Genomic DNA, 11,532 nt, shown 5'->3' with positions numbered 1-11,532 from the left:
GAAGGAATCATTCAGATCGCGAGCTTTCATCCGCATTATCAGTTCGAAGACAGCGAACCCGACGACATCGAAAACTACACGAATCGCGCGCCCTACCCGATCCTGCATCTGCTGCGCGAGGACAGCATCGAGCGCGCGGTGCAAGCCTTTCCCGACGCCGAAGAGATTTACGAGCGCAACCAGCAGACGCTGCGGCGCATCGGCCTCGCCGGCTGGAACGAGTTGATGAAGCGGTGAACCGGGCGATCATGCAGCCGGCGGCGGGAAGCAAAAAACCGAAGACAACCTGAAAGCCGCGTCTCAAGCCGGCACGAAGAAACGCTCTTTCAACGCGTCAAGCCCCAGCGTATCCAGCACCTCGCCGAGCCGCTCGGCCGGCCGGCGTCGCGGCAGATCCTTGTACTGCGCGATGATCAGCTCGTTTTTCATCGAGTGTTCCCAGCCGACCAGTTCGGTCACGTTGACCTGATACCCATGCGCCTCGAGTTGCAGGCAGCGCAGCACGTTCGTGATCTGACTGCCGAATTCGCGCGTGTGCAGCGGATGCCGCCAGATCTCCGTCAGCGCATTCTTCAGCGCCTTACCCTTGTTTTGCCGCAACACGCCCGCGACTTCGGCCTGGCAGCAGGGCACGACGACGATGTACTTCGCGTGCTTTTCCAGCGCGAAGCGAATGGCGTCGTCGGTGGCGGTGTTGCACGCGTGCAGCGCGGTGACGATGTCGATCTGCGCGGGCAACCGCGTCGACGTGATCGAGTCGGCGACCGACAGATTCAGAAACGACATTCCGTTGAAGCCGAGCCGCGCAGCCAGTTCCTCGGACCTGGTCACCAGTTCCTCGCGCGTTTCAATCCCGTAAATGTGCGAAGCCCCACCAGCGGCGTCCTGAAACTGCTTGAAAAACAGGTCGTACAGAATAAAACCGAGGTATGACTTGCCGGCGCCGTGATCGACGAGCGTAAACGCGCCCTGCGTGTCCTTGAGGTCTTTGAGCAGCGGTTCGATGAACTGGAACAGGTGATAGACCTGCTTGAGCTTGCGGCGGCTGTCCTGGTTCATCTTGCCGTCGCGCGTGAGGATGTGGAGCTCCTTCAGCAGTTCGACGGACTGGTGGGGATGGATTTCGTGGGTTTTGCCGGACATCGGTGTGAACCGCCAGTAATTGCAACGCGAACGTGCGACAGATGACGGAAAGAGGGAAAAGTTGCTGCCAGTTTACCCAAAGTGCGGCACTGCCATCGAGGAAGCCGCGCGGATCACGCAAGACATGCGGTCAACCTGGAATGCTTTCTGCGCGCAAACGCAGTGCACAGGCCACTTCAGGTGTGGCTGAGAACCGCTTGCGCACCGGCTGAGTCCGGCGTGCAAGCGGTGTCGCCGAAAACAGAAAGCTGCCCGGCCATGAGCCGGATAAGCCAGCCGGACGAATGTGGGGAGGACGGCCCCGGAACACGGGTCGAACGTTACGTAACCAGCAGCGCGCCGGCGTGGCAGCAGGCACGCGGGCTCGGACGATAGAAGAGGCGGCAATGGATACGATACCCAACGGAAACGTCGAACAGAAGTTTCAGGAAATGCTCGCGAAGCTCATCGCTACGCCAGCGTGGACGGAGAAGCAGCAGCTCGAACTGGAGATGGCGCGAGACATCTCGACGGAGATGCTGCGGCTGGCCGAGGTGATGCGCGACGGCACCGTCGACCTCGAAACGTGCCTCACGATGCTCAAATACGCAAAGGTGCTCGACTTCATGATGACGACGCTGGCGTCGCGACGCGATATCAAGCCGCAAACGCTGCGGGTCATCTTCAAGCTCGCCGGATTGAAAGTGGACGAGGCCTATCCGGGCTAGCGCCGCCACACCGCGCCATCATTTCGTTGCGAAACGCGAGCGGCTTTGCGCCGCTCGCCGCTCAACGCTTCGCTTCCTTCCCTTGGTCACTGCAACCTCTCATGCGCGCGGCGCATCCACCGGCGGCGTGCCTTCATGAAATAGCGTCTTCAGTTGCGCGCGCAGTTCCGGCGAATCCGCATGCTTGTGGACAGCGACCGCATGCTGGACGGCGGCGTCGAGTAGTTCGTCGGCGTTGTCTGCGGACAGCGCGACGGTGCAGTTCATTTCGCTTGGGAACTCGCGACAGTCGATGTATTTGCGGCTCATGGCAACCTCCTTGGTCGGACGATCGGCTCTCCCATCGATTCACCATGCACGCGGCACGCCGGCTGCCGGGACGGCCTCGATGCGCGCGGCAACGCAGGCGTTGGGCAGCATGAACGGTGACTGAAATGCGGGGGGTGACGCGAATGGCGTCCGATGGAAGGTGTTTGAAAAGTATAGGTCGCGCAGGCCGGGAGCGAAGCGGCTTGCGCTGGCCCGGCGACGCCTGAAACGACTGAATCCAGTCCTTTTCGGCCGGTCTGCGGCGTGCGAGTGCGGGCACCCGCTGGCGAACTGCGTGCGATCGGTTTGCGGCCGTTGCTGCGCCGTCGATGCAACGTTCGCGCAGCCTCAGCCGGTGTTTGTACCGGGTTTGCCTGGCGTTTGCCTGGCGTTTGCCTGGCGTTTGCACGGCGTTTGCACGGCGTTTGCACGGCGGGTGCACGGCGTCTGCTGGCGCTTGCATGGCGTTTGCACGCCGTGTGCCAGGCGTTTAGCCCGCGTTTGCCGCCCACCGCGCCCGGTGTGACAATAACGCCCTTCGCGCCGCCTGCTCATTTGGCCGGTCGGCGCACCGCCCGTCCTCCAGCTACCCGCCGAACCGCATGCCATCCTCGCTCGATTCCGCCCGCGTCGCCGTGATCGGTGGCGGCCCCGCCGGCCTGATGGCCGCGGAGACGCTCTCCCGGCGCGGCGTGCAAGTCCACGTGTATGACGCAATGCCGTCCGTTGGCCGCAAGTTCCTGATGGCGGGCAAAGGCGGAATGAACATCACGCATTCCGAGCCGCTCGAGCTGTTTCTCAGCCGCTACGGCGCGCGCCGCGCGTGGATCGAGCCGCTGCTCCACACGTTCGGACCCGACGCGTTGCGCCCGTGGCTCGACGAACTGGGCATCGCAACGTTCGTCGGCAGCTCAGGGCGCGTGTTCCCATCTGACATGAAGGCCGCACCCATGCTGCGTGCGTGGCTGCATCGGCTGCGCGAGGCGGGCGTGCATTTCCATATGCGCCATAAGTGGTGCGGCTGGGCGCCGGCTGCCAGCGATGCCGCGCACCGACTTCGCTTCGATACGCCCGGCGGCGAGCAGACGATGGACTGCGGCGCTTTGGTGTTGGCACTCGGCGGCGCCAGTTGGCCGCGCCTCGGCTCGGATGCCGCATGGGTCCCGCTAATGACCGCGCGCAACGTGCCGGTGACGCCGCTTCGACCGTCGAATTGCGGCTTCGACGCGGACTGGAGCCCCTACCTGCGCGAGCGTTTCGCCGGTCAGCCGGTCAAGCCCGTCGCGATCACGCTCACCGATGTGGACGGAAAAGTCCATAATCGACAAGGTGAAATACTTTTGACCGAAAACGGCCTCGAAGGGAGCCTGATTTACGCTTTATCGGCGCCGATCCGCGAACGGATTCTGGCCGACGGCGACAGCACGATCGCGCTGGATCTGGCGCCAGGCTTAGCGGTCGAACGGGTCATCGACGAAGTGACGCGGCCGCGTGGCTCGCGCTCGATGTCGAGTCATCTGCATGGGCGGCTCGGAATTGGCGGAGTCAAGCTGGCGCTGTTGCACGAGATTTTGCCGAACGAAGCGTTCACCGATGCCGATGTCTCTCGTCTCGCGCACGCGATCAAGGCGTTGCCGGTGCGGCTCGCACGCGCCCGGCCAATCGACGAAGCGATCAGCACTGCCGGCGGCATTCCGTTCGAAGCGCTGGACCGTAATCTGATGATCGAGCGGATCCCCGGCATGTTTTGCGCGGGTGAGATGCTCGACTGGGAAGCGCCGACCGGCGGCTATCTGCTGACCGCGTGTTTTGCCAGCGGGGTGGTGGCGGGTCTAGGGGTGTGCGCCTATCTCGGCAGGCGCGACGCAACAGCGTGACAGCAACGCCCGACAGCAGAGCTGACGCGCGCTGAAGCGCGGGACGCGGCACACAGCTATCTCGCCGCCGCCGTTCAGCGCAGTACCGCACTCACCGCGCCTTCAGCCGCCACAACGACGTAGCCTCGGCCGCTCGCGCCGCGTACAGCGGATCGCTTTTATCGTTGGCCTTCGGGTGCCGCGGGCGAATATCCTCGCGCCCAGCGACCGTCAGCCCCGCGTTATCGATCGCGGCAAGCAGCCATTCGCGCGTGCGCAAACCCAGGTGCTCGGCGAAATCGGAAATGATCAGCCAGCCTTCACCGCCCGGCGTCAGATGATCGGCAAGGCCGTTCAGAAAACCGAGCAGCATCCGGCTGTCCGGATCGTAGACCGCGTGCTCCAGCGGCGATGCGGGCCGCGCGGGAACCCACGGCGGGTTGCAGACGACGAGCGGCGCGCGTGCGTCGGGAAACAGATCGGCCTGCACGACTTCGACCTGCTGCGCGTAACCCAGGCGCGCCAGATTGTCCCGTGCGCATGCCAGCGCGCGCGCATCCTGATCCGTCGCGACGATCTGCTTCACGCCGCGTTTGGCCAGCAACACGGCCAGCACGCCGGTGCCGGTGCCGACGTCGAACGCGCTGTCGAGTGACGGTAATGGCGTACGCGCGACGAGATCGATGTATTCGCCGCGCACCGGCGAGAACACGCCGTAATGCGGATAGATGCGCTCGCCCAGCGCCGGAATCTCGACGCCCTTCTTGCGCCATTCGTGCGCGCCGATCAGCCCCAACAGTTCGCGCAGCGACACCACCGACGCGTCGCCGGTAGCCGGCCCATAGACTTCGGTGCAGGTCTGTCGCACATCGGGCGCGCGGCGCAGCGGAATGCCGTAGTCGGCATCGAGCGGAATCAGGATCATGCCGAGCGTGCGCGCGCGCTGCGATTGCGCCTGCCGATGCAGATTGAATGCATCGAGCGGCGTCGCGCCCGCTTTGCGCGGTTTGCGTTCGAGCCGGCGGGTGACCGCCTGCAACAGTTGGCGCGCGTTCTGGAAGTCGCCGTGCCACAGCAGCCCGGTGCCTTCGCAGGCGAGGCGATAGGCGGAATCGGCGGTGGTGCGATCGTCGGCGACGACAACGCGCTTCGGCGGCGGCACGACCGCTTCGGAACGCCAACGCGCGCTGCGCGGGCCGTCGGCTTCGGGCCAGGTGAGGATTGCGGGGCTGGTCATGATCAGAGAGGGTCGATGTTGCGTCACCGGTGGCATGGACGGCGGCAGCGGGCCTGAAAGTTCACTCGGCAGATGGGCAGAGCGGGCGACGCCCGAATGGTACCGCACCGGCGCGACGCGATCGCGGCGACGCGGACGCCCGCCCCGGGCCCCGAACGTGAGCGGCGATCCGGTAATTTGAGACAACGGCGTCCAGGAAAGACAAGGTGAAGGCGATTTCCGTGATTTTCGAGCCTTCCCGACCCTCACCTGATGCGAGCGCGCCGTCCGAATAAGGCGATTGAGCAAAGAAATCGCCAAGACGCGGACAAATTCGTCCAAATGAGACAAGGTGAAAGAGATAGCGCGATTTTTGCGCCAGCCTAATGCTCACCTCGCTGCGATAAGGCCGCCCACAAGGGCTTCGCGTTGATCAGCGGCCTGGCACCAACTCCAGAAACGAAAAAAACGCCGTCGAACCCGACGGCGTCGCTTCGACGCGTTTCGCCGCTCCGGTCAACGGGGATCTTGGCGCCAGCGGACGGGATTCCGCCGGCGCAGGCCCGATCAGCCCGTCAACACCGAGTTATACGTGGTCCCCGCCACCACGACGTTCTTGAGCGTGATGCCGTTGGTGTGGACGACGAACAGCGGCCCCGGCACGGTCGACGATGCGGGGCCCATGCAGACCGGCGTACCGAGATCGCAGTCCGAGATCGTCACGCCGGTGATCGGCGAAACGGTCTGCACCGGCAACGGACCGTTGTAGTCCGCCGCTACCGGCTCCTGAGCGACGAGCGCCTGGAAGCACGAGTTCGCCCCGACGGTGAAGCCCGAGGTCATCGCGTAGCTGACGCTGCCATACATTGGCCGCTTTGACGTTCGAGATGTTGACGTTGTTGATCGTCGCCGGACTCCAGCGCACCGCGTCGCCCGATGGGCTGTAATCACAGTCGAACGTGATGAGCCCGCCCTGGCCTGTCGACGGATTGCTGGCCAGACCGACGGTGCCGGTGCCCGGGACCGATCCCGGGACGCTGGCCCCCAGCGCACCGCCCCCGAATTTGCCAGCGAGGTTCACGCCCTTCGGCAACGTCACACCGTTGATCCACACGTTGTTGATAAAGCCGCCGCGATTCATGTTGGTCTTGAAGCGCAGCGCGATGTTCAGCGGGTTGCTGGCCCAGTTCGCGTTCTGCATCGTCAGGTTGCGTGCGTAGACGTTTTGCACCCCCGCGCTCATTTCGCTGCCGATCGTCAGACCGCCGTGACCGCTTTACATCGTGCAGTTCTGCACCACGATGTTCTGCATCGGGCCGTACTCGGCGTCGAGGCATTTGCCGGACTTGATCGCGATGCAGTCGTCGCCGGTGTTGAACTGGACGTTCTGCACCAACACGTTGTTGCACGCGTCGGGGTTGAAGCCGTCGTTGTTCGGGCCGACGCTGTCGGCAAACACGCCGTCGATCGCGACGTTGGAGCAGCCGGTCGGGTGGTGTTGCCAGTACGGGTGTTCTGCGTGTGATAGTTCTGTAGCAGCACGTTGGTACAGCCGATGAACTCGACCATGCACGGACGCAGATAGTGGCCGTTGCCGAATACGCGGTTCAGAACCGGCACGCCGAGTTCCGACAGCGCCGGCAGGTAGTTCTGATCCTGATTCCAGCCCGACACCGTGAGCAGCGTCATCAGCGTGGTGGTCACGCCATCTTGGTTCGTGAACGACACGTTGGCCTTCGGATTCGTGATCTGCGACGCGGCAGGCTCGTCAACGCGGTGTTGTTCGGGTTCGCGAAGGCCTGCGTCGTCGTCGTCGAACTGGTGCTGCCGTAGGTGTTGTTCGATCCCTTGAAAGTCCACCAGCACGAGGTCGGCGCCTGGCTGCTCTGCTGGATCGGCGTCTCGCCTGGCCGTTAAGCACGCAGGTGTTGTCGTCGGCGGTCACCGCGATGTTTTTCTGCTGGTACGCATAGATCGGCGAGCCGAAATTCAGGCAGTCGTTGGCCTGCCAGCGCGTCCAGTACAGGTTGCCGTTCGCGGTCCGATACGGGCCGTTCTTCGCGTAGTCGGCCGGGTTGGGGCTGAAATAGATCGTGCAACCCGCGGTGAGGTGGAAGTTCACATTGCTCAGCAGCACGATCGGGCCGCCGCAATACCAGTTGCCGGCCGGCACCACCACGCGCCCGCCACCCGCCTGATTGGCGGCGGAGATCGCGGCGTTGAACGCTGAGCACGCGTCGTATGGTGTGTCCGTGTAGTCGCACGGCACTATCACGTTCGAGCCGGGGCTTTGCAGATCGCTGGTCGGATGCGCGGCCTGCTCCGAGCCGCCCGTCACCCAAGGGATCGGGCCACCGGGCCATGCTGTCGACCAAAACCCGCGTATCCGGACTTTCCCTCGCTGCCACAGAAATATGACGTATGTTGACATCGCTCGAAATGGCCCGACTTCCATAGCGACACGCTCGAGCACGTTAGGCCCCAAAGCCGAGGCGACGCAGAGGAAATCCCCGCGTTCGATACAGATGAGACGCAATGAGCGCCAACTCGGGTTTTGTCCGCTATTAGGGAGTCTGATCAGCGGTAAACGCGCCGATCCACCGCAGCATGCAAAGCGGACTTGCCGTGCGCTCTGGCGTGGCAATGCAACTGCGTTCGGACGGCCGAAAAAGAAAAAACCCCGCGATTCAGCCTCGCGGGGTTTTCGGGCAGAGCCAGTTACTACGGGGAATACTGCGGGGAAAGCTAACTGGTGCCGGCTGCAGGACTCGAACCCGCCACCTCATGATTACAAGTCAAGCGCTCTACCTGATGAGCTAAGCCGGCATGAGGCCGTGATTCTACTTCATTTCACGATCTTGAGGCGAGCCCTGCCGCCTCCTTTCGAGCCATCGTCGTCGGGCTGCGGATTGTCCGCCGCGGTATCGGCGGCCGCATCCGCTTCGGACCGTGCGGTTTCAACCGCGCGCGGAGCGGCCGGCGCGTCGACTTCGTCCGCCGCATCCGCGCCCGAATCCTGCGCTTCGCCACCCGCCGACTCGACCGGGAACGCCATGCCCTGACCGTTTTCGCGCGCATAGATCGCAAGGATGTTGGCGACCGGCACCTCGATCTTGTGCGACTTGCCCGAGAAACGCGCGCTGAATTCGATCCACTCGTTGCCCATCTGCAACTGGCTGGTGGCCTCGAAGCTGATGTTCAGAACGATCTCGTTGTCGCGGACGAACTGACGCGGCACGCGCGTCTGATTGTCGACCCGGACCGCGATATGCGGCGTGTAGCCGTTATCGGTGCACCACTCGTAAAGTGCGCGCAGCAAATAAGGCTTGGTGGAAATCTCTTGCATCAGCAGTCCTCTTGCGGGCCCGCGCACGCATCGAGCCAATGCGCGCCCGGGCTCCTAAGCCAAACTCAACGACGCATCACCTTTTCCGACGGCGTCAGCGCTTCGATATATGCCGGGCGGCTGAAAATGCGCTCGGCGTATTTCATCAGCGGCGCGGCGTTCTTCGACAGCTCGATGCCGTAGTGATCGAGACGCCACAGCAACGGAGCGATCGCGACGTCGAGCATCGAGAACTCTTCGCCGAGCATGTACTTGTTCTTCAGGAAGATCGGCGCGAGCTGCGTCAGGCGATCGCGGATCGCGAGGCGGGCCTTCTCGTGATTCTTCTCGGCGGCCTTGCCCTTCTCGTTTTCGAGGGTGCCGACGTGCACGAACAGTTCCTTTTCGAAGTTCAGCAGGAACAGGCGGGCGCGGGCGCGCTGCACCGGATCGGCCGGCATCAGCTGCGGATGCGGGAAGCGCTCGTCGATGTACTCGTTGATGATGTTCGATTCGTACAGAATCAGGTCCCGTTCGACGAGAATCGGCACCTGACCATACGGATTCATCACAGCGATGTCTTCCGGCTTGTTGAACAGGTCGACGTCGCGGATCTCGAAGTCCATGCCCTTTTCGAACAACACCAGCCGGCAACGCTGGGAGAACGGGCAAGTTGTGCCGGAATACAGAACCATCATGTTTACGTTTCCTCAAAAAGCTGAAGGGCCAGCGCACGGAAAAACCGTTCAACAGGTTTTTCCTGGCGCCGGCCCCACGCCGTGTGGCGGCGTGATTATTTGATATCTTTCCAGTACGCGGCGTTCAGTAGCCAGGCGAAAAAGCTCAGGATACCGAGGAACAACAGCACCCACACGCCAAGCTGCCTGCGGGTTTGCTGCGTCGGTTCGGACATCCATGACAGGTACGACACGAGGTCGGCCACAGCAGAATCATAATCTACCGGCGACATCGTCCCGGGTGTGAGCTGCTGGAAGCCGAGGAATTTGTGTACCGTTTCGCCGGTTTTTTCGTCGAGTACGTCGCCGAATTTCGCCGCACGCTGCCCCTGAAGCTGCCACAGCACGTGAGGCATGCTCACGTTTTCGTACACCAGATTGTTCCACCCGGTGGGCCGCGTATCGTCGCGATAGAAGCTGCGCAGATACGTGTACAACCAGTCGGTGCCACGCGCTCGCGCCTCCACCGACAGATCCGGCGGCGCCGCGCCGAACCACGCTTTCGCGTCTTCCGGGCGCATTGCCACCGTCATCGTGTTGCCGACCTTGTCGGTGGTGAACAGCAGGTTGGCCTGGATTGCGTTCGGCGTAATGCCGAGGTCGGTCAACCGGTTGTAGCGCATCAGGCTCGCGCTGTGGCAATTCAGGCAGTAGTTTACAAACAATTGCGCGCCGTGCTGCAAGGAAGCGAAATTGTTCGCATTATCCGGCGCACGGTCGAGCGGGAAATTCTCGTCCGCGTGAGCCGGGGCGGCCAGTATCGCAAGCACCGTCGCGCCGACCAGCGCGCACGTCGAAAGCAGTTTTCTCATCTTCGTATTCTCCTGGCTCGCGATTAGTGTTGCTTGAACCGCACCCGTTCCGGCGGCTGCTTGAACTTGCCAAGCCTCGTCCAGAACGGCATGCCAAGGAAAAACGCGAAGTAGATCAGCGCGCAGATCTGCGCTATCAGCGTCGAGGCCGGCGACGGCGGTTTAGTGCCGAGGAAGCCTAGCGTCAGGAACGCGAGCACGAAGATGCCGAAGAACACTTTGTGGAAAAACGGCCGGTAGCGAATCGACTTGACCGGCGAGCGATCGAGCCACGGCAGGAAGAACAGTGAGATCACCGCGCTGCCCATCACGACCACACCCCAGAACTTCGACTCGGTAAACGCCATCGCGATGATCACGAGCACGGCGAGCACCGGCAGCCCGAGCCGCCACTTGCCGCGCGCGCGCAGCAGCGCGAGCACGCCGAGCAACGCGATGACGACCATCAGCACAATCTTGAACGGATCGGTGGTCGCGCGCAGCATTGCATAAAAGGCCGTGAAGTACCACACCGGCGCAATTTCCGGCGGCGTCTGCAGCGGATTCGCGGGAACGAAGTTGTTCGCTTCGAGGAAGTACCCGCCCATTTCCGGCGCGAAGAAGATGATCGCCGAGAAGATCAGCAGGAAGATCGCCACGCCCATGAAGTCGTGCACCGAGTAGTACGGGTGGAAGGGGATGCCGTCGAGCGGCACGCCGTCCGGGCCCTTCTTCGCCTTGATCTCGATGCCGTCAGGGTTGTTCGACCCCACCTCGTGCAGCGCCACCAGGTGCGCGACGACGAGGCCGACCAGCACCAGCGGGATCGCGATCACGTGAAACGCGAAGAAACGGTTCAGCGTGACGTCGGAGACCACGTAGTCGCCGCGAATCCACAGCGACAGATCCGGCCCGATGAACGGAATCGCCGAGAACAGATTCACGATCACCTGCGCGCCCCAGAACGACATCTGACCCCACGGCAGCAGGTAGCCAAAGAACGCCTCCGCCATCAGGCACAGGAAGATCATGCAGCCGAAGATCCACACGAGCTCGCGCGGCTTACGGTACGAACCGTATATCAGTGAGCGGAACATGTGCAGATACACGACGACGAAGAACATCGACGCGCCCGTGGAGTGCATATAGCGGATCAGCCAGCCCCACGGCACCTCGCGCATGATGTATTCGACCGATGCGAACGCGAGCGTCGCATCGGGCTTGTAGTTCATCACGAGGAAGATGCCGGTGACGATCTGGATCACCAGCACCAGCATGGCGAGCGAGCCGAAGAAGTACCAGAAATTGAAATTCTTTGGCGCGTAGTACTCGGAAACGTGCTTCTTCCAGGTCGAGGTCAGCGGAAAACGCCGGTCGATCCAACCCAGGAAACCCGTTGTCTCCACTTCATGGTCAGTAGCCGCCATTACGCTTCTCCCTTTTCGTCC

At 62.7% G+C, this 11,532-nt stretch carries 10 protein-coding genes, 1 tRNA gene and 1 pseudogene; 3 read left to right on the top strand and 9 right to left on the bottom strand.

Features of this window, described 5'->3' with window-relative positions; translation table 11 throughout:
* Nucleotides 1-237, top strand: a 237-nt coding sequence (locus tag VGH68_RS22450) for a DUF1415 family protein (RefSeq protein WP_331605911.1), incomplete at its 5' end; no start/stop codon positions are given.
* A gap of 63 nt (nucleotides 238-300) precedes the next feature.
* On the opposite strand, the gene VGH68_RS22445 is transcribed toward VGH68_RS22450, so the two are convergent.
* Nucleotides 301-1,143 (bottom strand): SAM-dependent methyltransferase, encoded by an 843-nt coding sequence (locus tag VGH68_RS22445; RefSeq protein WP_331605909.1) that lies wholly within the window; start codon nucleotides 1,141-1,143, stop codon nucleotides 301-303.
* Between the two features lie 386 nt (nucleotides 1,144-1,529).
* On the opposite strand from VGH68_RS22445, the gene VGH68_RS22440 reads away from it, so the two are divergent.
* Complete coding sequence (locus VGH68_RS22440) at nucleotides 1,530-1,850, top strand: DNA-binding protein (protein WP_331605908.1); 321 nt, start codon at nucleotides 1,530-1,532, stop codon at nucleotides 1,848-1,850.
* Nucleotides 1,851-1,949: 99 nt separating this feature from the next.
* Here VGH68_RS22440 and VGH68_RS22435 read toward each other — a convergent pair whose 3' ends face one another.
* Complete coding sequence (locus VGH68_RS22435; protein WP_331605907.1) at nucleotides 1,950-2,159, bottom strand: DUF1059 domain-containing protein; 210 nt, start codon at nucleotides 2,157-2,159, stop codon at nucleotides 1,950-1,952.
* Nucleotides 2,160-2,761: 602 nt separating this feature from the next.
* Between VGH68_RS22435 and VGH68_RS22430 the strand changes: the two genes are divergently transcribed.
* The gene (locus VGH68_RS22430) at nucleotides 2,762-4,036 is read left to right on the top strand and encodes a TIGR03862 family flavoprotein (protein ID WP_331605906.1); all 1,275 of its coding nucleotides are present in this window, start codon (nucleotides 2,762-2,764) and stop codon (nucleotides 4,034-4,036) included.
* A 91-nt stretch (nucleotides 4,037-4,127) separates the two neighbouring features.
* Here the strand turns inward: VGH68_RS22430 and VGH68_RS22425 are convergent, their stop codons facing one another.
* From VGH68_RS22425 to VGH68_RS22395, 7 genes and pseudogenes are all read right to left on the bottom strand, one after another.
* Nucleotides 4,128-5,252: a class I SAM-dependent methyltransferase gene (locus VGH68_RS22425; RefSeq protein WP_331605905.1), complete on the bottom strand. Its 1,125-nt coding sequence runs from the start codon at nucleotides 5,250-5,252 to the stop codon at nucleotides 4,128-4,130.
* Nucleotides 5,253-5,798: 546 nt separating this feature from the next.
* A pseudogene (locus tag VGH68_RS22420) lies at nucleotides 5,799-7,521 on the bottom strand (glycoside hydrolase family 28 protein); the annotation flags it as partial.
* Between the two features lie 460 nt (nucleotides 7,522-7,981).
* Nucleotides 7,982-8,057 (bottom strand) — tRNA-Thr (locus VGH68_RS22415).
* A gap of 19 nt (nucleotides 8,058-8,076) precedes the next feature.
* Nucleotides 8,077-8,577 (bottom strand): ClpXP protease specificity-enhancing factor, encoded by a 501-nt coding sequence (locus VGH68_RS22410; protein WP_331605904.1) that lies wholly within the window; start codon nucleotides 8,575-8,577, stop codon nucleotides 8,077-8,079.
* 65 nt (nucleotides 8,578-8,642) lie between these two features.
* Nucleotides 8,643-9,254: a glutathione S-transferase N-terminal domain-containing protein gene (locus tag VGH68_RS22405; protein ID WP_006052302.1), complete on the bottom strand. Its 612-nt coding sequence runs from the start codon at nucleotides 9,252-9,254 to the stop codon at nucleotides 8,643-8,645.
* A 95-nt stretch (nucleotides 9,255-9,349) separates the two neighbouring features.
* The gene (locus VGH68_RS22400) at nucleotides 9,350-10,105 is read right to left on the bottom strand and encodes a cytochrome c1 (RefSeq protein ID WP_331605903.1); all 756 of its coding nucleotides are present in this window, start codon (nucleotides 10,103-10,105) and stop codon (nucleotides 9,350-9,352) included.
* 23 nt (nucleotides 10,106-10,128) lie between these two features.
* Nucleotides 10,129-11,511 carry a cytochrome bc complex cytochrome b subunit gene (locus VGH68_RS22395; RefSeq protein WP_331605902.1) on the bottom strand — a complete coding sequence of 461 codons (1,383 nt, stop codon included), beginning with the start codon at nucleotides 11,509-11,511 and terminating at the stop codon, nucleotides 10,129-10,131.
* Between the last annotated feature and the right edge of the window lie 21 nt (nucleotides 11,512-11,532).

The organism is Paraburkholderia sp., assembly GCF_036488505.1.
GTDB lineage: Bacteria > Pseudomonadota > Gammaproteobacteria > Burkholderiales > Burkholderiaceae > Paraburkholderia.
The sequence above is the reverse complement of the archived record's forward strand: the minus strand, read 5'-3'. Positions and strand labels throughout refer to the sequence as shown.

What these genes read in the sequence shown, in the direction of transcription:
- VGH68_RS22410 (WP_331605904.1), bottom strand. Translation starts at nt 8,577, where the DNA reads ATGCAAGAGATTTCCACCAAGCCTTATTTGCTGCGCGCACTTTACGAG.
- VGH68_RS22395 (WP_331605902.1), bottom strand. Translation starts at nt 11,511, where the DNA reads ATGGCGGCTACTGACCATGAAGTGGAGACAACGGGTTTCCTGGGTTGG.
- VGH68_RS22440 (WP_331605908.1), top strand. Translation starts at nt 1,530, where the DNA reads ATGGATACGATACCCAACGGAAACGTCGAACAGAAGTTTCAGGAAATG.
- VGH68_RS22400 (WP_331605903.1), bottom strand. Translation starts at nt 10,105, where the DNA reads ATGAGAAAACTGCTTTCGACGTGCGCGCTGGTCGGCGCGACGGTGCTT.
- VGH68_RS22405 (WP_006052302.1), bottom strand. Translation starts at nt 9,254, where the DNA reads ATGATGGTTCTGTATTCCGGCACAACTTGCCCGTTCTCCCAGCGTTGC.
- VGH68_RS22425 (WP_331605905.1), bottom strand. Translation starts at nt 5,252, where the DNA reads ATGACCAGCCCCGCAATCCTCACCTGGCCCGAAGCCGACGGCCCGCGC.
- VGH68_RS22445 (WP_331605909.1), bottom strand. Translation starts at nt 1,143, where the DNA reads ATGTCCGGCAAAACCCACGAAATCCATCCCCACCAGTCCGTCGAACTG.
- VGH68_RS22430 (WP_331605906.1), top strand. Translation starts at nt 2,762, where the DNA reads ATGCCATCCTCGCTCGATTCCGCCCGCGTCGCCGTGATCGGTGGCGGC.
- VGH68_RS22435 (WP_331605907.1), bottom strand. Translation starts at nt 2,159, where the DNA reads ATGAGCCGCAAATACATCGACTGTCGCGAGTTCCCAAGCGAAATGAAC.